The organism is Mesorhizobium sp. M0077 (assembly GCF_040322955.1).
GTDB lineage: Bacteria > Pseudomonadota > Alphaproteobacteria > Rhizobiales > Rhizobiaceae > Mesorhizobium.
Window position 1 is genome coordinate 110,761 of the sequence record NZ_JAMYUL010000011.1, and the last position, 22,826, is coordinate 133,586.

General features: G+C 63.3%; 24 protein-coding genes. 20 read left to right on the forward strand and 4 right to left on the reverse strand.

What is annotated here, in order from left to right; genetic code table 11:
• Positions 1-64: 64 nt before the first annotated feature.
• Entirely contained in the window at positions 65-2,098 is a 2,034-nt protein-coding gene (locus NKJ57_RS21075; RefSeq protein WP_352512335.1) for a lytic transglycosylase domain-containing protein, read from the reverse strand.
• Between the two features lie 277 nt (positions 2,099-2,375).
• Here NKJ57_RS21075 and dapA point away from each other — a divergent pair, with 277 nt between their 5' ends.
• The 3 genes from dapA to NKJ57_RS21090 all read left to right on the forward strand — a co-directional run bounded on the left by dapA (position 2,376) and on the right by NKJ57_RS21090 (position 4,663).
• Complete coding sequence (dapA, locus tag NKJ57_RS21080; protein ID WP_023727558.1) at positions 2,376-3,257, forward strand: 4-hydroxy-tetrahydrodipicolinate synthase; 882 nt, start codon at positions 2,376-2,378, stop codon at positions 3,255-3,257.
• Positions 3,258-3,282: 25 nt separating this feature from the next.
• Positions 3,283-3,762 (forward strand): SsrA-binding protein SmpB, encoded by a 480-nt coding sequence (smpB, locus tag NKJ57_RS21085; protein WP_023687280.1) that lies wholly within the window; start codon positions 3,283-3,285, stop codon positions 3,760-3,762.
• 82 nt (positions 3,763-3,844) lie between these two features.
• Positions 3,845-4,663: a glycoside hydrolase family 25 protein gene (locus NKJ57_RS21090; RefSeq protein WP_502902051.1), complete on the forward strand. Its 819-nt coding sequence runs from the start codon at positions 3,845-3,847 to the stop codon at positions 4,661-4,663.
• A gap of 158 nt (positions 4,664-4,821) precedes the next feature.
• On the opposite strand, the gene NKJ57_RS21095 is transcribed toward NKJ57_RS21090, so the two are convergent.
• Together NKJ57_RS21095 and NKJ57_RS21100 are read right to left on the reverse strand one after the other, a co-directional pair.
• The gene (locus NKJ57_RS21095) at positions 4,822-5,484 is read right to left on the reverse strand and encodes a uracil-DNA glycosylase (RefSeq protein WP_352512333.1); all 663 of its coding nucleotides are present in this window, start codon (positions 5,482-5,484) and stop codon (positions 4,822-4,824) included.
• A complete protein-coding gene (locus NKJ57_RS21100; protein WP_023670234.1) occupies positions 5,484-6,065 on the reverse strand; it encodes a LabA-like NYN domain-containing protein in 582 nt (193 codons plus the stop codon). The genes NKJ57_RS21095 and NKJ57_RS21100 overlap by 1 nt, the downstream gene beginning before the upstream one ends.
• Before the next feature lie 332 nt (positions 6,066-6,397).
• Between NKJ57_RS21100 and rpoZ the strand changes: the two genes are divergently transcribed.
• From rpoZ to recO, 11 genes are all read left to right on the forward strand, one after another.
• Positions 6,398-6,799, forward strand: coding sequence for a DNA-directed RNA polymerase subunit omega (gene rpoZ, locus NKJ57_RS21105; protein WP_023670235.1), 402 nt, complete (start codon positions 6,398-6,400; stop codon positions 6,797-6,799).
• 127 nt (positions 6,800-6,926) lie between these two features.
• Positions 6,927-9,158, forward strand: coding sequence for a RelA/SpoT family protein (locus NKJ57_RS21110; protein WP_023670236.1), 2,232 nt, complete (start codon positions 6,927-6,929; stop codon positions 9,156-9,158).
• Between the two features lie 101 nt (positions 9,159-9,259).
• On the forward strand, positions 9,260-9,838 hold the full coding sequence (pyrE, locus tag NKJ57_RS21115; RefSeq protein WP_023687283.1) for an orotate phosphoribosyltransferase: 579 nt from the start codon (positions 9,260-9,262) through the stop codon (positions 9,836-9,838).
• 11 nt (positions 9,839-9,849) lie between these two features.
• Positions 9,850-10,230: a VOC family protein gene (locus tag NKJ57_RS21120; RefSeq protein WP_352512332.1), complete on the forward strand. Its 381-nt coding sequence runs from the start codon at positions 9,850-9,852 to the stop codon at positions 10,228-10,230.
• Between the two features lie 265 nt (positions 10,231-10,495).
• Positions 10,496-11,080 (forward strand): DUF2062 domain-containing protein, encoded by a 585-nt coding sequence (locus NKJ57_RS21125; protein ID WP_023670239.1) that lies wholly within the window; start codon positions 10,496-10,498, stop codon positions 11,078-11,080.
• On the forward strand, positions 11,077-11,490 hold the full coding sequence (acpS, locus tag NKJ57_RS21130; RefSeq protein WP_023670240.1) for a holo-ACP synthase: 414 nt from the start codon (positions 11,077-11,079) through the stop codon (positions 11,488-11,490). Before NKJ57_RS21125 ends, acpS begins: the two co-directional genes overlap by 4 nt.
• Positions 11,491-11,580: 90 nt before the next feature.
• A complete protein-coding gene (gene lepB / locus NKJ57_RS21135; RefSeq protein ID WP_023670241.1) occupies positions 11,581-12,330 on the forward strand; it encodes a signal peptidase I in 750 nt (249 codons plus the stop codon).
• Positions 12,330-13,046, forward strand: coding sequence for a ribonuclease III (rnc, locus tag NKJ57_RS21140; RefSeq protein ID WP_023692856.1), 717 nt, complete (start codon positions 12,330-12,332; stop codon positions 13,044-13,046). The genes lepB and rnc overlap by 1 nt, the downstream gene beginning before the upstream one ends.
• Complete coding sequence (gene era, locus NKJ57_RS21145; protein WP_023670243.1) at positions 13,043-13,969, forward strand: GTPase Era; 927 nt, start codon at positions 13,043-13,045, stop codon at positions 13,967-13,969. Before rnc ends, era begins: the two co-directional genes overlap by 4 nt.
• A 45-nt stretch (positions 13,970-14,014) precedes the next feature.
• On the forward strand, positions 14,015-14,908 hold the full coding sequence (locus tag NKJ57_RS21150; protein WP_352512330.1) for an aminoglycoside phosphotransferase family protein: 894 nt from the start codon (positions 14,015-14,017) through the stop codon (positions 14,906-14,908).
• A gap of 102 nt (positions 14,909-15,010) precedes the next feature.
• Positions 15,011-15,802 carry a DNA repair protein RecO gene (gene recO, locus NKJ57_RS21155; protein WP_352512328.1) on the forward strand — a complete coding sequence of 264 codons (792 nt, stop codon included), beginning with the start codon at positions 15,011-15,013 and terminating at the stop codon, positions 15,800-15,802.
• A 101-nt stretch (positions 15,803-15,903) separates the two neighbouring features.
• On the opposite strand, the gene NKJ57_RS21160 is transcribed toward recO, so the two are convergent.
• Positions 15,904-16,368 carry an NUDIX hydrolase gene (locus NKJ57_RS21160; RefSeq protein WP_023687287.1) on the reverse strand — a complete coding sequence of 155 codons (465 nt, stop codon included), beginning with the start codon at positions 16,366-16,368 and terminating at the stop codon, positions 15,904-15,906.
• A 246-nt stretch (positions 16,369-16,614) separates the two neighbouring features.
• On the opposite strand from NKJ57_RS21160, the gene NKJ57_RS21165 reads away from it, so the two are divergent.
• The 6 genes from NKJ57_RS21165 to NKJ57_RS21190 all read left to right on the forward strand — a co-directional run bounded on the left by NKJ57_RS21165 (position 16,615) and on the right by NKJ57_RS21190 (position 22,821).
• Positions 16,615-19,389, forward strand: coding sequence for a DUF2339 domain-containing protein (locus NKJ57_RS21165; RefSeq protein ID WP_352512326.1), 2,775 nt, complete (start codon positions 16,615-16,617; stop codon positions 19,387-19,389).
• 47 nt (positions 19,390-19,436) lie between these two features.
• Positions 19,437-19,679, forward strand: coding sequence for a type II toxin-antitoxin system VapB family antitoxin (locus tag NKJ57_RS21170; RefSeq protein WP_023705392.1), 243 nt, complete (start codon positions 19,437-19,439; stop codon positions 19,677-19,679).
• Positions 19,679-20,095, forward strand: coding sequence for a type II toxin-antitoxin system VapC family toxin (locus NKJ57_RS21175; RefSeq protein ID WP_023692861.1), 417 nt, complete (start codon positions 19,679-19,681; stop codon positions 20,093-20,095). The genes NKJ57_RS21170 and NKJ57_RS21175 overlap by 1 nt, the downstream gene beginning before the upstream one ends.
• 162 nt (positions 20,096-20,257) lie before the next feature.
• On the forward strand, positions 20,258-20,776 hold the full coding sequence (locus tag NKJ57_RS21180; protein WP_352512324.1) for a sigma-70 family RNA polymerase sigma factor: 519 nt from the start codon (positions 20,258-20,260) through the stop codon (positions 20,774-20,776).
• Positions 20,773-21,564, forward strand: coding sequence for an anti-sigma factor family protein (locus NKJ57_RS21185; protein ID WP_023709777.1), 792 nt, complete (start codon positions 20,773-20,775; stop codon positions 21,562-21,564). The genes NKJ57_RS21180 and NKJ57_RS21185 overlap by 4 nt, the downstream gene beginning before the upstream one ends.
• Positions 21,565-21,723: 159 nt before the next feature.
• Positions 21,724-22,821, forward strand: a complete 1,098-nt coding sequence (locus NKJ57_RS21190) for a peptidase C39 family protein (protein ID WP_352512323.1) — start codon at positions 21,724-21,726, stop codon at positions 22,819-22,821.
• The last annotated feature ends 5 nt before the right edge of the window (positions 22,822-22,826 follow it).

Genomic DNA, 22,826 nt, shown 5'->3' on the forward strand with positions numbered 1-22,826 from the left:
AGATGGCCGGCAAGGGGGGCGCGAAGGATCGCCAACGTCTGCCCGTGGCGACAGCTCTGCGGCCTCAGCCTCTTCCGTTCACCAAATCCCCAACGATATCGTACTTCCCCGAAATACGCATCTTGTAGACCTCGTAATTCTCCATCACGCGCTGCACGTAACTTCTTGTTTCGGTGTAGGGAATTCGCTCGATCCAGTCGACGACGGCGTCGATGCCCTTGCCGCGCGGGTCGCCGTACTTGGCTACCCATTGGCTGGCGCGGTTAGGGCCGGCATTGTAGCCGGCGAAGGTCAGCACATAGGAGCCGCCGAAGCGGTCGAGCTGCTCGCCAAGGAAGGCAGCCCCCAGCGTCGCATTGTAACCGGCATCGCTGGTCAGCCGATCCTGGGAAAAGCTCAGTCCTGCCTTCTTCGCCAATTGCTTGGCGGTGCCCGGCATCAGCTGCAGCAGGCCGCGCGCGCCGGCACTGGAGACGGCGCCGACATTGAATTCGCTTTCCTGGCGGGCGATCGCATAAGCCAGCGCCTTGCCCGAACCGGAAATGTCGGCGGTGTCGGGAATGACGCCCAGCGGATGCGACAGCGCGCCGACATCGATGCCGCGCGCGCCGGCGATCTTGCCGATCTTCAGCGCCATGAAATGATTGCCCTGCTTTTCCGCCAGCACCGCAAGCAGCGCCAGCTCGCCCGGGCTGGTCAATTGCCCGGCGAGGTCGCGGTAAAGCGTCTCGGCATAGCGGTCGTAGCCCGCCTCCTGCAGCCGCTTGATGGCGCTGACGGCTTCGCGGCCGTCAAAGCTTTGGCGGTCGACAGTGCTTGGCTCGGGATAGGCGATGTTCAGCGTGCGCAAGCCAACCCGTTCCGCCGCCAACTGCCCGTAGAAAGTGGTGCCATAGGCTGCCGCCTTGGTGAAACAATCCTTCGCATTGCCGGGACCGCCGACTTCCGCCGCGCGGCCAAGCCAGTAATAGGCGCGTGACAGCGACATCGGTCCCTGCGCGAGATCGGCGATGCGGGCAAAATGGGTCGAGGCCATCGCAGGATCGTTGAGGCCGCGCAGCGCATACCAGCCGGCGTGGAATTCCGCCTCGGCGGAACTGGCGGGACTTTCGGCGGCGTGCGCGGCAACGATCTTGTAGGCGGTTTTCCAATCGCCCTGATCGACCAGCGCGCGCGACAGCACGCGGCGTTCTACCCACCAGGCATCGGGATCGACCAGCGCGTCGCGGTTCGTTGGCGCTTTCATCATCACCGCGGCGGCGTCCGCAAACTTCCGCTGCTTGCGCAGATATTCGGCTTGCGCGAAGAAATAGCCGGCCGATTGCTGTGCGGCAGGCACAGCTTTCAACAGCTTGGCCGCGTTCTTGTCGCCACGCGAGGCGGCGGCCCATGCATCGGCCAGCGGTTGCGCGCCGGCAAGGGCTGCGACCCGCAGCGCCGAATTCTCCCGGTCGGCATAAAACATCCGCTCCATGCGGAAACGATGGTCGGCAGCCGGGATAATAGTGCCAAACTCCTTGATGACGGCCGCCTCGTCCTTGGCTTCCAGCTTCTCGGTGCGCCAGAATGGCGACAGCACGGAAAGCGCAGCCTTGGTGTTGCCAAGAGCTACATAAGAACGGGCAAGGATGACCACGCCTTGAAAGGTCAGCGGTTGGCTGCCGTCAAAGGCTTTCACCACGGTCTGCGGCGACGGGCTTTCGCGGTAGAGCGCGCGCTCGCTGTTCTTGCGCAAGGCCATGGTGCCCGGCCAGTTCGGCAGCATCTTTGCGGTATCGGCAATCTCGCTGCTCGGCACACGGTCGCCGCCATAGAGCGCGATCGCCCAGGCCAGGATATGGCGGTCCAGCGAACTGGCCGGCAATGTTTCGCGCACCGCTCGTGCCGCGGCGATATCGCCGGTCGCCAACGCGTCGAGACTGCCTTTTAACACGGCGATATTGGCGGAGGGCGCATCGGTCTGCGCTCCATCTTGCATGTCAGGCATCGGGATTGATGAGGTCGTCTGCTCGTCGACGCTCTCGTTTGCCGCCGTTCCCACTATCAGCAGGGCAACGGCGCCAAGCAATATGAAGCGGAGTGGCCGACTGGCCGGCATGATCCTGATCTTTCCCTGTTGCGGCACTTTAGATGGCAAGCCCAGGTGCCCGAGAGCCTAGACTTAGGTCGTGAAGAGCCCGTAAACAAAGGGTTATCCAGGCCGTTCGAATTGCGCTTGCTGGCACCATCGGCATGCTTGCCGCGCAACAGTGTCGAGACTATGGTGCGCGGCTTCGCTTTCGGCTAGAAGGCGCCCGATGCAGTCGCCCAAAAGTGGGAACCGGTTTTGGGACGACGACATGCATAAACAAACAAGTTCCAAGGAGTTGGACGACATGCTGAGAGGCTCGCTTACTGCGCTCGTGACACCGTTCGAAAAGAGCGGGCGTTTCGACGAGAAAGCCTTTCGCGCTTTCGTCGAATGGCAACTTGGCGAGGGCACGACGGGCCTCGTCCCGGTCGGCACCACCGGTGAGTCGCCGACGCTGTCGCATGACGAGCATCGCCATGTCGTCAAGGTCTGCATCGATGTGGCCAAGGGCCGCGCTCCGGTCGTCGCCGGCGCCGGCTCCAACAACACCGCGGAAGCGGTCGGTCTGGTGCAATATGCCGAGCAGGCGGGCGCCGATGCCGCTCTGGTCGTCACGCCTTATTACAACAAGCCAACACAGCGCGGCTTGTACGAGCATTTCGCTGCTGTCGCCAGGGCGACCAAGCTGCCGATCATCATCTACAACATCCCGCCGCGCTCGGTGATCGACATGATGCCGGAGACGATGGGCAGGCTGGCGCACGACTTCAAGAACATCGTCGGCGTCAAGGATGCCACCGGCAAGGTCGAGCGCGTGTCCGAACAGCGCGCCACCTGCGGCAAGGAGTTCATCCAGCTTTCAGGTGAGGATGCCTCTGCCCTCGGCTTCAACGCTCATGGCGGTGTCGGCTGCATCTCGGTGACGTCGAATGTCGCGCCGCGGCTGTGCGCCGAATTCCAGGAAGCCACACTGTCCGGTGACAGCGCCAAGGCGCTGGAATTGCAGGACCGTCTGCTGCCGCTGCACAAGGCCATCTTCCTCGAGCCCGGCCTGTGCGGCGTCAAATACGCGCTGTCGAAGATTGGCAAGGTCGAGAACGTGGTGCGCTCGCCGCTGGTGACCATCGAGGCGTCGACCGCCGAGAAGATCGATGCGGCGATGAAGCACGCCGGCTTGATAAACTAGGGATGAGGCGCCACCTCTCCACATCATGAACCAGGTCAGAAAAGCCGATCCCAACAACAAGACCGTTGCGGAAAACCGCAAGGCGCGGTTTTCCTATGAGGTGCTCGACACCGTCGAGGCCGGCCTGGTGCTGACCGGCACCGAGGTCAAGTCGCTGCGCCAGGGCCAGGCCAACATCCAGGACAGCTACGCCTCGGTCGAGGGTGGCGAGATCTGGCTGATCAATTCCTATCTGCCGGAATATCTGCAGGCCAACCGCTTCAACCATGAGCCCAGACGGCGCCGCAAGCTGCTGCTCAACAAGCGCGAGATGGCAAAACTCGCGCAGAGCATCGACCGCGAAGGCATGACGCTGGTGCCGCTGAAAATCTACTTCAACGACCAGGGCCGTGCCAAGCTGCTGCTCGCCGTCGGCCGCGGCAAGAAACTGCACGACAAGCGCGAGAGCGAAAAACAGCGCGACTGGTCGCGCGAAAAGGGCCGGCTCATGAAGGAACGCGGCTAGAACCTCGGGCAGTCCCAGAAAAGCCAGACGTCGGCTTTCAAGTTTCGAACAGCTGCAGCAGCGACACACGATGGGGAAAGGTTTGAAGAACCGGATCATCCTCTGGGGTGCGGCCAGTCTGGTCTTTGCCGGCCTCGTCGCGGCAGGCGGCTTCTTCTATTTCCGGACCTTCTCGCCGGATCGTGACAGCTATCCGGTCAGGGGTATCGACGTTTCCCATCATCAGGGTGAGATCGACTGGCGCCGCGTTGCCGCCGACGATGTCGCCTTCGCGGTCATCAAGGCGACCGAGGGCGGCGACCATGTCGACGATGCCTTCGCCAAGAATCTGCGCGAGGCGCGCGCGGCCGGCCTCGCCGTCGGCGCCTATCACTTCTTCACCTTCTGCCGGCCGGGCGCCGACCAGGCGAAAAATTTCATCGCGGTGGTGCCGCACGACCAGCCACTGCTGCCACCGGTCGTCGACATCGAATTCGGCGGCAACTGCCCGCAACGCCCGTCGCCGGAACAGCTGAGCGCGGAACTCCAGGCCTTCCTCGGACCGGTTGAAGCTGCGTTCGGCAAGCCGGCGATCATCTACCTGACCGACGAGGCTGAGGACGCCTATGCCGGGAAAATCGACGTTCGCCCGCTCTGGCGTCGCTCGTTGCTCCTGGAGCCAGGTCGCAACGACTGGATCTACTGGCAGTACCACAATATGGGCCGCGTCGACGGCATCGTCGGCGATGTCGATCTGAACGTACTGCAGGGCGGGCAGGAAGGCAGGCATGACGAGACAGGCGCTCTCCAAAGCCTTGAGCGGCGACGGGAAGCCGGAATTGCGACAATCATGAAAGTCCCGGAAGCGCTCGGTCTGAAACCGACCTTCGTTAGCGCGCAGACTGGCCGGAACGCTGGGTAGGGCCGATCAGCGCCGCGATGTTTGGTTCCAATCTCGCGCCGGTCGAGCACGCCAGGTCAAGGCGCGGCAAACAACTCAGCCAGCTTCTTTCGGCAAGCTTCGTCATCCGCGCCCGGGCAAACCAAGGGCAAGATCGTGCTGGCGGGGTTCTGAAGGCGTTAATTGCGCAGGAAGGCGGCGATGTCGCTGAATACCTTGACAAACATGGGTTCGGTCAAAACACCGGTGTTTGTGTTGTAGCGCGAGCAGTGATAGCTGGAAAACAGCGTGACGCCGCCGGCCGGCAACTGACCGCCGTGCTTGAACGGATAGGCGGCGACGCGCTGGCCCAGCGCCCTGACGGTCGACTGGTGGGCGATGGAGCCCAGCGCCAGCACGGCGCGCAGTTTGGGAAAGCGTGCAATCGTCGGCACCAGAAAGCTGCGGCAAGTGGCGATCTCGGCGCCGACCGGCTTGTTTTCAGGCGGCACGCAGCGCACCGCATTGGTGATCGCGGTGCCGACCAGCTGCAACCCATCATCCGGCCGCGCCTTGAACTCGCCGCGGGCAAAACCGTGAGCGATCATCGTGGAGTAGAGCAGGTCGCCGGCATAGTCGCCGGTAAACGGCCGCCCGGTGCGGTTGGCGCCGCGCAGGCCGGGCGCCAGCCCGACGATCAGCAGCTCGACGGCGTCCTCGCCATCAGGCGGCAGGAAGGTCGGCACCGGCGCGTTGAACCACGACGGCTCGCGCTGCCGCCAGTCTGCGATGAAATCATGCAGGCGTGGGCAGAGGGGGCAGTCGCGGTCGGGTTCGGGAGCGGCGTCCAAGGCCGCCGCCATCAATAGTCTTCCTCTTCGACTTCGGCCGGCTCGGGCCTGCGCACCGGCCGTTCGGAGGGATCGCGGCCGACCTCGTTCTTCAGCGAGGTCAAATCGATGAAATGGTCGGCCTGGCGGCGCAGATCGTCCGAGATCATCGGTGGTTGCGAGGCCATGGTGGAGACGATCGAGACCTTGCGGCCGCGCCGCTGCAGCGCTTCGACCAGTGTGCGGAAATCGCCGTCGCCGGAGAAGATGACATAGTGGTCGACGACATCGGCAAGTTCGAGCGCATCGACGGTCAGTTCGATGTCCATATTGCCCTTGATCTTGCGGCGGCCGGTCGAGTCGGTGAACTCCTTGGCCGGCTTGGTCACCACCTTGAAGCCATTATAGTCGAGCCAGTCGATCAGGGGACGGATCGAAGAGTATTCCTGATCCTCGACCAGAGCGGTGTAGTAATAGGCCCGCAGCAAATAGCCGCGCTTCTGGAAGCTGGACAGCAGTTTGCGGTAGTCTATGTCGAAGCCGAGTGCGCGCGAGGTGGCGTAGAGATTGGCGCCGTCTATGAAAAGAGCGATTTTTTCACGGGGGTCGAACATGGCAATATTCCTTTTTCGAAATAGGTGGCGGACTAATCGAAATGGGTCGTTTATATCGCTCGGCTCGTAAATAAACCGGCTGACCTTTCGTCAACCGAGATAGCGCCAGTTTGACGGCAATCCAAGGGTGCCGGGGCGCACTGCAAGCAATTGTGATCGGAGCCGTGTCGTCGCCCGGTAGGCGGGCTTCGCCGGCAAGGCATTCAGCGGCGCCAGAAGCTGGCATTCGCCAGCCCATGGGGCCACAGAGCCATAATGCTTGTATTTTGGCGGCGTTCGGGTTATGGACCGCGCCTGTTTTCCATCAAATCCAGGCATGAAAGGGGCAATCAATGGCCCGCGTAACCGTTGAAGACTGCATCGACAAGGTCGACAACCGCTTCGAGCTCGTGCTGCTTGCCGGCCATCGCGCCCGCCAGATCAGCCAGGGCGCGCCGATCACCGTGCCCCGCGACAACGACAAGAACCCGGTCGTAGCGCTGCGCGAGATCGCCGACGAGACGCTGTCGCCCGACGACCTCAAGGAAGATCTGATCCACTCGCTGCAGAAGCATGTCGAGGTCGACGAGCCCGAGGCCGACGGCGAGGCGATCGCCGACCAGACCGGCAACGCAGTTGCAGCTACCGATGCCGACGACGCCGAAGAAAACGTCACCTTCGATCGCATGACCGAGGAAGACCTTTTGGCCGGCATCGAGGGCCTGGTTCCCCCGGAAAAGAGCGACGACTACTAATCGCTGCCCTGGACCTGCCGGGAATATCGTTCCGGCACTTCCGTCCCGTGTGTTTCGTGGCTATCTATGAGATGCGCCGTACATCAGTGCGGCGCATCAATCATTTCAGCACCGTGAGAACCCGCCCATGATGCGTCAGTATGAGCTTGTCGAGCGCGTTGCGCGCTACAAGCCTGACGTCAATGAGGCGTTGCTCAACAAGGCCTATGTCTACGCCATGCAGAAGCATGGCCACCAGAAGCGCGCTTCCGGCGATCCCTATTTCTCGCATCCGCTCGAAGTCGCCGCCATCCTCACCGAAATGCACATGGATGAGGCGACGATCGCTGTCGCCTTGCTGCACGACACGATCGAGGACACCACCGCGACGCGGGCCGAGATCGACGATCTGTTCGGCCCCGAAATGGGCAAGCTGGTCGAAGGCCTGACCAAGCTGAAGAAGCTCGATCTCGTCTCCAAGAAGGCCGAGCAGGCGGAAAACCTGCGCAAGCTGTTGCTGGCCATCTCGGAGGATGTCCGCGTTCTGCTGGTCAAGCTCGCCGACCGTTTGCACAACATGCGCACCCTCGACCACATGCCCGAGGCCAAGCGCCTGCGCATCGCCGAGGAGACGATGGACATCTACGCGCCGCTGGCCGGGCGCATGGGCATGCAAGGCATGCGCGAGGAACTGGAAGAGATCGCCTTCCGCTTCATCAATCCGGAAGCCTACCGCGCCGTCACCGCGCGGCTTGCCGAGATATTCGAGCGCAACAAGGGTGTGCTGACCGACATCGAAAAGGCGCTGTCGGCGCTGTTCGAGAAGCATGCCATCAATGCCGGGGTGAAGAGCCGGCAGAAGAAGCCGTGGTCGGTGTTCCGCAAGATGGAGGCCAAGGCGCTGTCCTTCGAGCAGCTCTCGGACATTTTCGGCTTCCGCGTCGTCGTCGACAGCGTCGAAGACTGTTACCGCGCGCTCGGCGCCATCCACACCACATGGTCGATGGTGCCTGGCCGCTTCAAGGATTACATTTCTACGCCCAAGCAGAACGACTACCGTTCGATCCACACCACCATTGTCGGCCCGTCGCGCCAGCGCGTCGAACTGCAGATCCGCACCCGCGAGATGAACAAGATCGCCGAATATGGCGTCGCCGCCCATTCGATCTACAAGGACACCGGCGGCAAGACGAACGGCGCCGCCCATGCGATCTCGAAGGAGACCAACGCCTATGCCTGGCTGCGGCGCACCATCGAGCAACTGGCAGAAGGCGACAACCCGGAAGACTTCCTCGAAAATACCAAGCTGGAGCTGTTCCAGGACCAGGTATTCTGCTTCACGCCGAAAGGCATGCTGATTGCGCTGCCGCGCGGCGCCACGCCCATCGACTTCGCCTATGCCGTGCACACCGATGTCGGCGACACCTGCGTCGGTGCCAAGGTCAACGGCCGCATCATGCCGCTAATGACGGAACTGAAGAACGGCGACGAGGTCGAGATCATCCGCTCCAAGGCGCAAGTGCCGCCGGCGGCCTGGGAGTCGGTGGTGGTCACCGGCAAGGCGCGCTCAGCCATCCGCCGCGCCACCAAGAACGCCATTCGCAAGCAATATTCAGGTCTTGGTGCCCGCATTCTCGAGCGCGCCTTCGAACGCGCCGGCAAGACCTTCACCAAGGAAAGCCTGAAGCCGGTGCTGCACCGGCTGGCGCGCAAGGACATCGAGGATGTGCTGGCCTCGGTCGGGCGCGGCGAACTTGCCTCGACCGACGTCATGAAGGCGGTCTTCCCAGACTACAAGGACGAGCGCGTCACCGTCAGCGCCCCCAAGCAGCGCGAGGAGGGCTGGTCGAAGATCCGCAACGCCGCCGGCATGCTGTTCCAGATGCCCGGCACACGAGCCGCGCGCAAGGACAAGGACCAGCCGCGCGATGGCGCGGTGCCGATCCGCGGCGTGCGCGGCGACCTGCCGGTGCGTTTCGCGCCGGAAGGGGCCGTGCCAGGCGACCGCATCGTCGGCATTGTCCAGCCGGGCACCGGCATCACCATCTATCCCATCCAGTCGCCGGCGCTGCAGGCCTTCGACGACCAGCCGGAGCGCTGGATCGACGTGCGCTGGGACATTGACGAGCAGACCAAGGAGCGCTTTCCGGCGCGCGTCTCGGTCACCGCCATCAACGCGCCGGGCTCGCTCGCCGATATCGCCCAGGTCGTTGCCTCCAACGACGCCAACATTCATACGCTGTCGATGGTGCGCACCGCGCCCGACTTCACCGAAATGCTGATCGATCTCGAAGTCTGGGATCTGAAGCACCTCAACCGGCTGCTGTCGCAGCTCAAGGACAATTCGAGCGTCAGCGATGCGCGGCGTGTGAATGGGTGAATAGTGAATAGTGAATAGTGAAAGAAGGCGTTCTCACTACCATTCACCATTCACCATTCACCATTCACCATTCACCATTCACCATGGACATGGGGCGAGTTATGAATACCGACGAAGTTCTGGGCATCTTCCGCGAGGCGGGCGCTGTTCTGGAGGGACATTTCATCCTGACGTCGGGTCTGCGCAGCCCGGTCTTCCTGCAGAAGGCGCGCGTCTTCATGCATGCCGATAAGACCGAGCGGCTTTGCAAGGCGCTGGCCGAAAAGATCCGCAAGGCGGTGCCGGGCAAGATCGACTACGTCGTCGGCCCGGCGATCGGCGGCCTGATCCCGGCCTATGAGACGTCGCGCCATCTCGGTGTGCCAGCAATCTGGGTGGAGCGCGAAGGCGGCGAGTTCAGGCTGCGCCGCTTCGAGATCGCGCCGGGATCGCGCGTCGTCATCGTGGAGGACATCGTCACCACTGGTCTCTCGATCCGCGAAACCATCGACTGCCTGCGCGCGATTGGCGCCGAGGTGGTGGCGGCGGCCTGCATCATCGACCGCTCGGCCGGCAAGACCAATGTCGGCGTGCCGCTGATCGCGCTTGCCGAATACGAGGTCCCGGCCTATCCCGCCGACCGCCTGCCGCCGGAACTTGCCGCCATTCCCGCCGTTAAGCCAGGAAGCCGCAACATCTAGGGGACATCACCATGATCGCCGGCATCGATCATTTCGTGCTGACGGTCCGCTCTGTGGAGGACAGCTGCGCCTTCTACCAGAGGGTGCTTGGCCTCAAGCGCCTCGACGAGCCGAACCGGCCGACGGCGTTGCTGTTCGGATCGCAGAAGATCAATCTGCATCAGGTGGGCCGCACCTTCGAGCCTAAGGCCAAGGCGCCGACGCCTGGGGCCAGCGACTTCTGCCTGGTCGCCGCAAGACCGCTTGCCGAGATTTGTGCCAGCCTCGAAGCCAATGGCGTGGCGATAGAAGTCGGTCCGGTCGAGCGCACCGGTGCCCGCGGCGCAATGATGTCGGTCTATTTCCGCGACCCGGACGGCAATCTGGTCGAAGTCAGCGAATATCGGGAATAGTCTATCCGCCTCGGCGTCGTCTTCGCGCGGACATTGCCGTCGTCAGGGAGCTTTCATCGATATTGTCCTCAGTTTCGCCCCAATGGCGCTCTTGTTACCCGCCTGCGGCAGACCATCGCGGCGGCGTTTCATTGTTCCGCCGCAAGGCAGTCGCTATATCAAAGTCGTTGTTGCCTTTCTGCGCCCTCGAAGCGCAAGATGGAGCGACCGCGCCCGGCCAGGGATGGTTGCAATTTGGGCGTGATGAACCGGGAACTGGAACAGAGTGCTTTTTCGACGCCGAAAGCCTGATGGCATTCTGGAGCGGGTGCGTACCTATCTGTGGCCGCGCCGCTCGTTTTCGCGCTCGTTGCAATATTTCTCCAAGCGCATCCTGCGGCTGAAGGCGACACCGCATGCGGTCGCGGCCGGCGTCGCGGCCGGCGTTTTCGCCTCCTTCTTTCCGCTCGGCTTCCATTTCGCCGTCGCCGCCGTGCTCTGCTGGGTGGTCGCCGGCAATCTGGTGGCCGCCGCCCTCGGCGCGGTATTCTTCGGCAATCCGCTGACTTTCCCGCTGCTGTGGGGAGCGTCCTGGGAAGTCGGCAAGCTGATCCTGCATGAACGCCTGCCCAAGAACGGACCGCCTGCGCATCTTGGTGAGATGATGCACACGCTGTCGTTTGCAAAACTGTGGCACCCGGTGCTCGAGCCGATGCTGATCGGCGCTGTGCCGCTCGGCCTGATCTTCGGGCTGATCTTCTACGGCATCACCCGCTGGGGGATGACAGCCTTTCGCGAGCAGCGCAGGAAGCGCATGGCAGAGCGGGCGCATAAGGCCGGGCACCGCGGACGGGAAGTTCCGGCGGAATGATCATCGGCATCGGCAGCGACCTGATCGACATCAGACGCATCGAAAAGTCGCTGGAACGGCATGGTCAGCGCTTCATCCAGCGCATCTACACCGAGGTCGAACAGGTCCGCTCGGAAGGCCGCAAGGGCCGCGCCGCCTCCTATGCCAAGCGCTTCGCCGCCAAGGAGGCCTGCGCCAAGGCGCTTGGCACCGGCCTGGCGCAGGGCGTGTTCTGGCGCGACATGGGGGTCGCCAACCTGCCCAGCGGCGCGCCGACCATGGCGCTGACCGGGGGAGCGGCGGCACGGCTGGCCAAAATCCTGCCACAGGGGCACAGAGCGGCGATCCACCTCACAATCACCGATGATTTCCCGCTTGCTCAAGCCTTTGTGATCATCGAGGCGTTGCCCGCCGAACAAGCGCCACATTGATTGCATCAGACGACCGCTATCTAACGCCGACTTGACGTTGCCCAGCGCGCGCCGAGACTCTATACCATCCAACGCACAATCGAGGACGACATGAGCGTGGCTGAAAAATCCGAGAAGAAATCCGGCGGGCTTGGCGAAATCGTCAGCGTCATCATCCAGGCTTTGCTGCTGGCCATGGTCATCCGCACCTTGTTGTTCCAGCCCTTCTCGATTCCGTCCGGCTCTATGCGGCCGACCTTGCTCGAAGGCGACTATCTGTTCGTCACCAAATGGTCCTACGGCTTCTCGCGCTATTCGCTGCCATTCGGCCCCGACATCTTTTCCGGCCGCATCTGGGGTTCCGATCCGAAGCGCGGCGACGTGGTGGTCTTCAAGTTCCCGCCGGATCCGTCGCTCGACTACATCAAGCGCGTCGTCGGCCTGCCCGGCGACAAGATCCAGATGAAGGACGGCCAATTGTTCATCAACGGCCAGGGCGTGCCTCGTGTGAAAACCGGCCAGATCCAAAATCCTGATATCACGGAAGTGCCTGAGCCGGTCGACGTCTATCGCGAGACCCTGCCCAACGGTGTCAGCTACGACACGCTCGACCTGACACCGAATTCGATCACCGACAACACCCGCGAGTTCGTCGTGCCCCCCGGCAACTATTTCATGATGGGCGACAACCGCGACAATTCCTCCGACAGCCGCCTCAGCGTCGGCTACGTGCCGGCGGAGAACCTTGTCGGCCGCGCCAACATCGTCTTCTTCTCGATCGCCGGGAAGGCGAGCCCCCTCGAGATCTGGAAATGGCCGTCGCTCGTGCGCCTGTCGCGCCTGTTCCATTTCGTGAATTGATGGCTTTGAAGCGCCCGACGGGTGAAACTCTGGCCGATTTGGTGACAGCCAAAACCGGCCATTCCTTCCGGGACGTCCGTTTGCTCGAGACCGCGCTGACCCATTCCAGTGCGGTCAAGGCGAGCAGCAACAACCAGCGCCTCGAATTCCTTGGCGACCGCGTGCTCGGCCTGATCGTTGCCGACCTGCTTTTCGAAAAGTTTCCTGAGGCGCCGGAAGGTGAAATCGCCCCGCGCTTCAATGCCCTGGTCGATGCGCGGACATGCTCCGAGATCGGCATTGAAATGCAGCTCGAAGATCTGGTTCGGGCCGACGCTGCCTTGAAGGCGCGCTCGCGCGGCTCGGGCGGAAACTATCTGGCGGATGCGGTCGAGGCGCTGATCGCGGCGGTCTATATCGACGGCGGCCTCGATGCCGCAAGGCAATTCGTCCTGCGTTACTGGGAGCCGCGCTCGCAAAAGGTGGTGGCCAAGCCGCCCAATCCGAAATCCGACCTGCAGGAATGGATCGCCAAGACCAGCGATGTCAGGCCCGAATACGCGATCGAGAAACGCGAGGGACCTGAACATCAACCGGTTTTCACGGTGTCCGTGAAGGTCGGCGGTTTTGCGCCGGCAAGCGGCACGGGCGGCTCTCGCCGCGCAGCCGAAGAAGCGGCGGCATCGGCGTTTCTTATGCGCGAGGGCATCTGGGCCAACCAAGGGAGTGCGGCATGACCGGCAGCGAAGATCTCCCTCCGGCAGCGGAGGCCACGCATTCCGGTTTCGTTGCCCTGATCGGGGCGCCCAATGCCGGCAAGTCGACGCTGGTCAACCAGCTGGTCGGCGCCAAGGTGTCGATCGTCACCCACAAGGTGCAGACCACCCGCGCCATCGTGCGCGGCATCGCCACGCATGACAATGCGCAGATCGTCTTTGTCGACACGCCCGGCATCTTCAAGCCGAAGCGCCGGCTCGACACCGCCATGGTGACCACCGCCTGGGGTGGCGCCAAGGACGCCGATATCGTGTTGCTGCTGATCGATGCCGAGCGCGGCATCAGGGGTGACGCCGACGCCATCCTCGAGCGGCTGAAGGACGTCCGCCAACCGATGGTGTTGATCCTCAACAAGGTCGATCGGGTCAAGCACGAGGCGCTGCTGGCCCTGGCCGCGGCAGCAAACGAAAAGGTGCCGTTCAAGCGCACCTTCATGGTCTCGGCGCTGACCGGCTCCGGCTGCAAGGATTTGCTCGACTATCTCGCGCAAGCGCTGCCGGTCGGCCCCTGGTACTATCCGGAAGACCAGATCTCGGACCTGCCGATGCGCCAGCTGGCCGCCGAGATCACCCGCGAGAAACTGTATCTGCGGCTGCATCAGGAGTTGCCCTATTCCTCGCATATCGAGACCGAGAAATGGGAAGAGAAACCGGACGGTTCGGTGCGCATCGACCAGACCATCTATGTCGAGCGCGACAGCCAGAAGAAGATCGTGCTCGGCCATAAGGGCGAGACGATCCGCGCCATCGGCCAGTCGGCGCGCATGGAAATAGCCGGCATTCTCGAGCAGAAAGTGCACCTGTTCTTGTTCGTCAAAGTGCGTGAAAACTGGGGCGACGACCCCGAACGCTACCGTGAGATGGGGCTTGAGTTTCCCCATTGAGCTTCATCGTCTAGAAATGCCGCCCCGGCAGTTTGAGACGATGACATGCCTGATCCAAAACCGACCATCGATACCGATCTCGTGCGCCGGCTGGTCAACGCGCAGTTTCCGCAATGGCGGCATCTGCCGGTGAGCCCGGTGACGTTTGGCGGTTGGGACAACCGAACCTTCCACCTCGGCAATGATATGACTCTGCGGCTGCCGAGTGCCGCACCATATGCCTTGCAGGTCGAAAAAGAGCACCGCTGGCTGCCCACGCTGGCGCCGCTTCTGCCGCTGCCGATCCCGGTTCCACTGACGATGGGCGAGCCCGGGGAGGGCTACCCCTGGCATTGGTCCGTCTACCGCTGGATCGACGGCGAAACAGCCAAGACCGCCGAAATCGCCGATCGCCCACAGTTCGCGGTCGATCTGGCCAAGTTCCTCATTGCGCTCCGGCGGATCGATCCGGCGGGCGGGCCGCCCGCGGGCCAGCACAATTTCTTCCGCGGCGGATCGCTGAGCGTGTATGACAACCAGACAAGGGAAGCACTCCAGGCGCTGGAGGGGCAGATCGACACCCAGGCGGCCACCGCTGTCTGGGATGCGGCCCTTGCCGCCACCTGGCAAGGGTCGCCCGTCTGGTTTCACGGCGACGTCGCCTGGGGCAACCTTCTGGTCCAAAACGGCCGCCTGAGCGCCGTCATCGACTTCGGCACCTCCGGCATCGGCGATCCATCCTGCGACCTGGCGATCGCCTGGACATTCTTCCAGGGCGAGAGCCGGGAGGCATTCCGGGCTGCCATCGACGTCGATGAAGCGACCTGGGCGCGCGGCCGCGGCTGGACGCTGTGGAAGGCGCTGATCACCGTTGCCGGACACGACGCCAACCAAGCCGAAGCCGAGCGATCGCGCCGCGTCATCGACGACGTCCTGGCCGATCACCGGGAATTCGTGTGATCAGAGCCTTTCGACGATGTGTGGGGATCCAATGTCAGCACAGATCGCACGCGGTGCGCCAAAATCTTGATTTCGCCACGCAACCGGTGACAAGCTCCTGCCATGGAATGGCGCGACGAGGGAATCATACTCGGCACCCGCAAGCATGGCGAAACCAGCGCCATTCTCGAGGTAATGACGCGTGCGCATGGCCGCCATCTCGGCCTGGTGCGCGGCGGGCGCTCGCGCAAGCAGCAGCCGGTGCTGCAGCCCGGCAACCGCGTCGACCTTTTGTGGCGGGCACGCCTCGACGAGCATCTCGGCACCTTCCAGGCCGAGGCGATCGAGATGAATGCCGCCCGGTTGATGGACAGCGCAGTCGCCGTCTACGGCCTGCAGACCATGGCCGCGCATCTCAGGCTCCTGCCGGAGCGCGACGCCCATGGCGGCCTGTATGAGACGCTTGCCGTGATGATCGCCCATCTGGACGATTCGGATGCCGCCGGCGAACTGGTGGCGCGCTTCGAACTGCTCATCCTCGACGAACTCGGCTTCGGCCTCGATCTCAGCCAATGCGCGGCGACGGGCGCCAGGCAGGATCTGGCCTATGTCTCGCCGAAATCCGGCCGTGCCGTGTCGCGAGCCGCCGGTGCGCCGTGGCGCGACAAGATGCTGGCGCTGCCGGCCTTCCTGCGGCGCGGCTCCGGCTTGCGGGCGGACCACGCGGCACTCGAGGACGCCTTCCATCTGACCGGTTTCTTTTTCACCCGCCATGTCTACGAGCCGCGCGGCATCGAACAGCCCGATGCCCGTGCCGGCTTCCTCGCCGCCTTGCGCAAGCATCATTCGGGCGGCAAGGCCGCCCTTACGGCAGACGCTGCGCCAGAAGGGGGAGGGAGACTCGGTGGGTGCTGACCTCCGCAAACCGTCCAGGTTCACACCACAAGCTGCATGCGGCAGCATTCCCTCCCCCTTGTGGGGAGCGTTAGGGTGGCGGTACTCGTAGGGCAAGAGCCTCAGCCGGCTTTGCGATGCTCCATGAAATCATCGAGGATGGCGCGCTGACCGCCGAGGATCTTGAGGCTGGCCTCGGCGAAGGAAAACCAGCCGGCCCTGTCGATTTCGGGAAATTCCCTCGTCACGCCTGACCTGGGCGGCCATTCCATCGTGAACATGTTGCTTTTAACGGCATCGGGATCGAAATCGGCTTCGACACTCCAGGCGATGACGATCTTGCCGCCGGCTTGCCGATAGCTGCCGACAGGCTCGAAATCACCCTCGATGCTGACTCCGAGTTCTTCCCCAGCCTCGCGCCGGGCGGCGGCCAACTCATCTTCATTGTCCTCGACGAGGCCCTTGGGGATCGACCAAGCGCCTTCATCCTTCCTTGCCCAGAACGGGCCGCCGGGATGGACGAGCAGAAATTCGAGAATGCCGGCCCTTGTTCGGTGGATCAGCAGCCCTGCACTTCGTTTCGGCATTCGATTTCCTCACAGTTCATCCGAGGATAGCATGGCTCCTGGGCAAGTGGCGGCGGCATGCCATTCCTGGCTATCTCAGATGATGGATGAGGATAAAGACCGTAGGCCGCTGGAAGTTGCCGACGAAACATGCTCGATAACTTCTTTTCGGCACCATTGCGGTGGCGTGACTTGAATAGCCGTCTGGGGTGGCCGTGTGGCCGCCGCAATTGTCAGTGAAAACTGGCCTGGTTTGGGGGAACCGCCATGTTTGAAAGCCTGATTGGCGCCGTCGTCGTTATCGTGCTTTTTGTCCTCGTCTTGCGCCAGCAGGGCCGCGTCAGTCTGATCGAGCGCGAGCTCGGAGCGCTGCGCAGCCTGGTTCTGTCCGGCGTGCATACGACACCGCCCGTTACCAAACCGGTCGAGCAGGCTGCAAGCGCACCGGCGGATGCCGCTCACGCTAGCGCACCAGTTGCCAACATAGCTTCGCCAACAACAGCCGACGCGGCACATGCCCAGGCACCGGCCGCCGAAGCCGAAGCGGCCACCAGCGAGGCCGTGCCAGAGCTGTCGCCTGCAGCCAAGGCGGCATTCACCGGATCCGCGCATGCCGCCACGGCGAAGGCAGCTCGCCAGTCCGAGGTCGAAACCGCGCTCGGCACCCGTTGGGCGGTCTGGGTCGGCGGCGTCGCATTGGCTTTGGGCGGCCTGTTCCTGATCCGCTACACCATCGAGGCCGGCATTTTCGGCCCCGAAGTACGGCTGTCCCTGGCGGCGCTGCTCGGCCTGGTGCTGATCGGCGGCGGCGAGTTCATCCGCCGCACCGGCTTCAAGGTGCCGGTGCAAGGGGCTGCAGGCGCCTATATTCCGGCGATCCTGACGGCTGCCGGCGCCTTCATCCTGTTCGGTACGGTCTATGCCGCGCATGCCATTTACGGTTTCGTCGGGCCGGCCTTCGCCTTCACCGTGCTCGGCGCCATCGGCGTGGCGACCATTGTCGCCGCCCTCGTCCACGGCCAGGCCCTGGCCGGCATCGGTCTCGTCGGCTCGATGGCGACCCCGGCGCTTGTGTCATCGCAGGCGCCCAACCCCTGGGCGCTGTTCGTTTATCTCGCGATCGTGCTTGCCGCCACAGCCATGATCGCCCGCATACGCGACTGGAAATTTCTGATCGCGGCCGCCTTCTTCGGCACCGGCGCCTGGACCATCGTCTACATGATGAGCACGCTCGTCGCCGACCTTGCCGTCATCCTGTTCATCGACGCGGTGACGCTGGCGGTGCTTGCCTTTGTCTGGCTGGGCACACGTGACAGCGAAGCGGAGACGGCGAAGACCGGCTTCGACTGGCCCTCGATCGTGCCAGGCGTTTTCGTTGCGTTTTCAGCGCTAGGCCTGTCCGTCGACACGACGCTGGTCGCCGCCGGCGGCGCCTTGCCGGGCGCCTTCATCCTCGTCGCCCTTGTCGCCACCGCACTCTACCGGCCGCGCGCGCTGCCGCTGCTGCATGCCGCCGGCGTGGTGAGCGTGATGATCCATCTCGGCATCATTCCGCCCACCACCATCGGCTCCGACATAACCCAGGGGAATATCGGCTTTGACGGCATGCCGGTGGCGGCCGGAAATCCGTTGACGCTGCGCATCGGCATTGGCCTCGGCCTGGTTTTCATCGGCGCCGGCTTCTGGGCCGCACGCCGCTTCGCCGCCTCAGCACGGGTCCGCGCGGCATGCTGGGCGGCATGGGGCGTCGCTGCGCCGCTGCTTATTCTGCTGACGCTGTGGCTCGCCTACGGCAATCTCGACCGCGACCTTGTCTACGCAGCGATAGCTGCCCTTCTGGTCGTCGTCTTCGCCGCCGGCGGCGAATGGATTGCGCGCGCCGAACAGCCGCCGCTCAAGGGCGACGTCGCCGTCTCCTTCGCGCTTTGCGGCTCGGCTCTGGCCGGCCTGCTGATGCTGCACATGGCCTTCGGATCCGGCTGGACGACCATTCTTGCCGGCGTTGCCGCCATCGTGCCGGCGCTGGCGACGCGGTGGCGCAGCTATCCGGTGCTTGGCTGGATTTCGGTCGGCGCGGTCGTCGCCGTGCTCGGCCGCGTCGCCTTCGATCCGACCATCGTCGGCGCCGAGTTCCTGACGACGACGCGGGTGTTCAACTGGCTGCTGCCGGGATACGGCGTACCGGCGCTAGCCTTCGGCTTTGCCGCCTGGCAACTCGCGCGTACCACCCCCGCACTACCAACAACTGGCAATGGCCGGCCGCGCCTTGCGATGGAGGCGGGTGCAGCCCTGTTTGCGCTGCTCACCGTCGCCATGCTGGTGCGCCACGCCATGCATGGCGGCGTCATCGACACCGGCCCGGTGACGCTCGCCGAACAGGCGATCTATACGCTGATCGCCATCGGTGCCGGCGCGATACTGGTGGCCATCGACATGCGCTCGCCAAGCTCTGTGCTGCGCTACGGCTCGATGGCCGCCGGCGTGCTCTCGATCGCCTTCATCGTCCTCCAGCATTTCCTGGTGCTCAATCCGCTGTTCACCGACGAATCGACCGGCCAGATCCCGGTGTTCAACCTCTTGTTCCTGGCTTACCTGTTGCCGGCCATAGCCGCCGCCGGGCTGGCGCTCTATGCCAGGGACAAGCGGCCGCCATGGTATGCGCAGATGCTGGCGGTAGTGGCGGCATTGCTTGTCTTCGCCTACGCCACACTGTCGGTCAGGCGCGTGTTCAAGGGCGAGTTCATCGGCCTGTGGAGCGGCCTCGGGCAGCTTGAGACCTACACCTATTCGGCGCTCTGGCTGATCATCGGCGTCGTGCTGCTGACCGCCGGCGTCTGGCTGAAGTCGCAGGTGCTGCGCATTGCCTCGGCGGCGCTGATCGCGATTGCCGTGGTAAAAGTCTTCCTGTTCGACATGTCGGAACTGGAAGGCGTGCTCAGGGCGCTGTCCTTCATCGGTCTTGGCGCCGTGCTGATCGGCATCGGCCTGTTCTACCAGCGGCTGCTGACGCGGGCGGCGAGGGAGGCCAACGCTGCAACTTGAAGTGATATACGAGATGGAATATATGAATATCCAACGGAGGATATTCGATGCCGCTCTATATCCGCGACGACGAAGTGGATGCGCTGGCCAGCAGATTGCAACGTGAGACGAACGCTCCGAGCAAAACGGAAGCGGTGCGGGTCGCGCTCGTGCACGAACTTGAGCGCAATCGGGCGAAGGTGCCGCTGCGCGATCGGATCGCCAGTCTTCAGGACAGGGCCAGGAAGCTTGGCCTGCCCAATCCCGATTTCGATATGAAGAAGTTCACCGACGAGATGTGGCAAGACTGATGTTTGTCGACGCGTCGGTGATCGTCGCCATTCTCAACCAGGAACCTGGGTGGGAGGAATTGCTGAAGCAGCTATCCGGTTTTTCCGGGCAGGTCTGGGTTTCTCCGTTGGTTCACTTCGAAGCAACACAGGCATTGGCACGGGCCGGCGCCGGCCCGCGCAGACCCAGCGCTGAAGCCCTTCTCCATGCCCGCGATCTGATCGATGAGTTCATTGTGGAGATCATGGGAGAGAGTCTGGCCATTGACGACAACATCGGCTCTCGGGCCATTGACGCGAGTGCCCGCTACGGCAAAGCCGTTGGCCACAAGGCGGATCTGAATCTCGGGGACTGTTTTGCTTACGCCTGCGCGAAAAGCCGCGATCTTCCACTGCTGTACAAAGGCCATGATTTCGCACTGACCGATTTAGGATAATTCGGCCCTTTTGTTGATTGCGGGGAATAATTTAGCCGATCAACTCGTTATCTCACTGCTTGGGTGACCGGGGCGGCAGACCGCTTCGCGCTGGCCGCTTGCGCCGCGCCGGGAAGGCGCGTTCAATCGGGTTAAACAAGGGCGACCTCAGAACCAGCGGTCATGGACGAAAAGAAGGCAGCAATCCTTGGCGAAATACCGCGCCTGCGCCGCTACGCACGCTCGCTTCTGCGCGACCGCGAATCCGCTGACGATCTCGTCCAGGATTGCCTCGAACGAGCGCTCTTGCGGCTTGAAAGCTGGCAGACGGGAGAAAGCCCCCGGAGGTGGCTGTTTACGATCATGCATCATTTGTTCATCGATCAGATGCGCAAGGTGAACCGGCGCGGTGAGGCGGCGATCCTACCGCTTGACGCAAACGAGGCGCAGGCAGTCCCCGCCGAGCAGGCGGAGAACGCCACCTCGCGCGAGATCATCGACGCATTGCAGGCGATCAGCCCCGACCGTCGCGCCGCACTCGTCATGGTCGCCATCGAAGGATTCTCCTATGCCGAAGCCGCCAACATTCTCGGCGTGCCCGCCGGCACGCTGATGTCGCGCATAGCGCGCGGACGCGAGGAGCTGCGCAGCCTGCTCGATGACACGGCGCGCCGTCGCTCGATAAGGATCGTCGAGAAATGACCCGCCGCGATTTTTCCGAACGCGATATCCACATGGCTCTCGACGGCGAGCTGCCGGGCGACGAGCGCGCCGCCTACGACGCCTGGATCGACGCCAATCCCGAAATGAAGGCCAAAAGCGCCCGCTACACCGCCGACCGCACCGCGTTGCGCGCCGCCTTTGCCGGTGTGCTCGACGAGCCCGTGCCGGTGCTGTTCAAGCAGATCGTTAGCGGTGAAGGCGCGACCAAGGCGGCGGCGCGGCAGTCGCGCTGGTGGCTTGCGCCCGCGGCGGCCGCAGTGCTCGTCATCGGCGGTCTTGGCGGCTATTTTGCCGGCATCGACGGCATCGGCAGGGAAGATGGCGCCGATGACCAACTGGCCGAAGAGGCGATCGCCGCCCATGTCATCTATGCCGCCGAACAGCGCCATGCGGTGGAAGTGCCGGCAAGCGACAAGGATCACCTGCAGACCTGGCTGTCCAACCGCGTCGGCCTGAAACTGGTGGCGCCGGATCTGGTGGCGGAAGGCTTCCAGCTGGTTGGCGGCCGGCTGCTGCCGGCCGGCCAGGGCAAGGCAGCGATGCTGCTTTACGAGGACGCCAAGGGTCAGCGCATCTCCTTGTTCGTTACCGCTGATTCCTCAGCCAAGTCCAAGGGCACCTACATGGCCGAGGCCGACGGCCCCGAGGCGGTCTACTGGCTGGACAAGGGCTATGCCTGCGCCGTCGTCGGCTCGCTGCCGCGCGAGCAACTGGCTGCGGTCGCCAAGCGGGCCTACGGTCAGCTTCTGGCTGGTATCGCCAGTTAAGCGCATTCCGTTTCGGGAATGCGCCGGGGTAGAAAGTGTCACAATTCGGCCCTATTCGAAGTGCGATAGCGCTTGATGGATATCGGCGTTTCGGCTGATGTTTGCGACGTTTTTGACCGCGGCCTTTTCCTCCACCCAATCGAGGTTTTCCAAACCCGCATGCCTGCCGAGATTCGCAAGGCCCGCGCGTCCGACGTCGATGACCTCGCCGCCATCGAGAAGGCGGTCTTTTCCAGTGACCGCATTTCCCGGCGCTCCTTCCGCCTGTTGATCGAACGCGAGACAGCCGAGATGCTGGTCGCCGAAAGCGATGGTCGTGTCGCCGGCTACGCCATCGTGCTGTTTCGCAAGGGCAGCGGCGTCGCCCGGCTCTATTCGCTTGCCACCAGCCCGTTTTTCAGCGGCCGCGGCATTGGCCGCATGCTGCTTGCAGCGGCCGAAGAAGCTGCCTTCGAGCACGACCGCATGATGTTGCGTCTCGAAGTGCGCGAGGACAATCTTCGCGCCATTGGCATCTATGAGCAGAGCGGCTACCACAAGATCGGTCGCGAGCCTCACTATTACGAGGATGGCGCCACCGCGCTGCGCTACGAAAAGACCTTGCGCGGCGATATTCCGGTCGCCACCAAGGTCCCGTTCTACCAGCAGACCTGCGAGTTCACCTGCGGTCCATGCTGCCTGATGATGGCGATGGCCAATTTCGATTCCGGCTTCGTGCCCGATCCGGTCATGGAAATCCGCCTATGGCGCGAGGCAACGACCGTGTTCATGATGTCCGGCCCAGGCGGCTGCGAGCCCTTCGGCCTTGCGGTTTCCGGCTACGAAAGCGGGCTTGCGGCGGAAATCTTCGTGTCCTTCTATGGCGCGCTGTTCTTGCAATCGGTGCGCAGCGACGACAAGCGCCGGGTGATGGAACTTGCCCAGGTGGACTTTCGCCGCCGCGCGGAACTTTACGGCATCCCGGTGAATTACCGTCCATTCACCATCGACGATATCCGCGGCGCCCTGGCTCAGGGAAAACTGGTGCTGGTGCTGATCAGCGGCTTCCTGATGTTCGGCAAGAAGGTGCCGCATTGGGTGCTGGCTATCGGCGACGATGGCGACCACATCCTGATCCACGATCCCTGGGTCGAGGACGAAAGACAGGAGACCATCCTCGATGCCGCCAACATTCCCGTGCCGCACGGCATCTTCATGAACATGGCGCAATTCGGCCGCGACGGACTGCGTGCTGCCATCACTCTTGGGAAACGCTGATAACA

What these genes read in the sequence shown, in the direction of transcription:
- rnc (WP_023692856.1), top strand. Translation starts at nt 12,330, where the DNA reads ATGGCTTTGAAGCGCCCGACGGGTGAAACTCTGGCCGATTTGGTGACA.
- NKJ57_RS21150 (WP_352512330.1), top strand. Translation starts at nt 14,015, where the DNA reads ATGCCTGATCCAAAACCGACCATCGATACCGATCTCGTGCGCCGGCTG.
- smpB (WP_023687280.1), top strand. Translation starts at nt 3,283, where the DNA reads ATGAACCAGGTCAGAAAAGCCGATCCCAACAACAAGACCGTTGCGGAA.
- NKJ57_RS21175 (WP_023692861.1), top strand. Translation starts at nt 19,679, where the DNA reads ATGTTTGTCGACGCGTCGGTGATCGTCGCCATTCTCAACCAGGAACCT.
- NKJ57_RS21095 (WP_352512333.1), bottom strand. Translation starts at nt 5,484, where the DNA reads ATGGCGGCGGCCTTGGACGCCGCTCCCGAACCCGACCGCGACTGCCCC.
- lepB (WP_023670241.1), top strand. Translation starts at nt 11,581, where the DNA reads ATGAGCGTGGCTGAAAAATCCGAGAAGAAATCCGGCGGGCTTGGCGAA.
- NKJ57_RS21190 (WP_352512323.1), top strand. Translation starts at nt 21,724, where the DNA reads ATGCCTGCCGAGATTCGCAAGGCCCGCGCGTCCGACGTCGATGACCTC.
- NKJ57_RS21110 (WP_023670236.1), top strand. Translation starts at nt 6,927, where the DNA reads ATGATGCGTCAGTATGAGCTTGTCGAGCGCGTTGCGCGCTACAAGCCT.
- NKJ57_RS21170 (WP_023705392.1), top strand. Translation starts at nt 19,437, where the DNA reads ATGCCGCTCTATATCCGCGACGACGAAGTGGATGCGCTGGCCAGCAGA.
- era (WP_023670243.1), top strand. Translation starts at nt 13,043, where the DNA reads ATGACCGGCAGCGAAGATCTCCCTCCGGCAGCGGAGGCCACGCATTCC.
- NKJ57_RS21180 (WP_352512324.1), top strand. Translation starts at nt 20,258, where the DNA reads ATGGACGAAAAGAAGGCAGCAATCCTTGGCGAAATACCGCGCCTGCGC.
- NKJ57_RS21120 (WP_352512332.1), top strand. Translation starts at nt 9,850, where the DNA reads ATGATCGCCGGCATCGATCATTTCGTGCTGACGGTCCGCTCTGTGGAG.
- recO (WP_352512328.1), top strand. Translation starts at nt 15,011, where the DNA reads ATGGAATGGCGCGACGAGGGAATCATACTCGGCACCCGCAAGCATGGC.
- NKJ57_RS21100 (WP_023670234.1), bottom strand. Translation starts at nt 6,065, where the DNA reads ATGTTCGACCCCCGTGAAAAAATCGCTCTTTTCATAGACGGCGCCAAT.
- NKJ57_RS21185 (WP_023709777.1), top strand. Translation starts at nt 20,773, where the DNA reads ATGACCCGCCGCGATTTTTCCGAACGCGATATCCACATGGCTCTCGAC.
- dapA (WP_023727558.1), top strand. Translation starts at nt 2,376, where the DNA reads ATGCTGAGAGGCTCGCTTACTGCGCTCGTGACACCGTTCGAAAAGAGC.
- pyrE (WP_023687283.1), top strand. Translation starts at nt 9,260, where the DNA reads ATGAATACCGACGAAGTTCTGGGCATCTTCCGCGAGGCGGGCGCTGTT.
- NKJ57_RS21165 (WP_352512326.1), top strand. Translation starts at nt 16,615, where the DNA reads ATGTTTGAAAGCCTGATTGGCGCCGTCGTCGTTATCGTGCTTTTTGTC.
- NKJ57_RS21160 (WP_023687287.1), bottom strand. Translation starts at nt 16,368, where the DNA reads ATGCCGAAACGAAGTGCAGGGCTGCTGATCCACCGAACAAGGGCCGGC.
- acpS (WP_023670240.1), top strand. Translation starts at nt 11,077, where the DNA reads ATGATCATCGGCATCGGCAGCGACCTGATCGACATCAGACGCATCGAA.
- NKJ57_RS21075 (WP_352512335.1), bottom strand. Translation starts at nt 2,098, where the DNA reads ATGCCGGCCAGTCGGCCACTCCGCTTCATATTGCTTGGCGCCGTTGCC.
- rpoZ (WP_023670235.1), top strand. Translation starts at nt 6,398, where the DNA reads ATGGCCCGCGTAACCGTTGAAGACTGCATCGACAAGGTCGACAACCGC.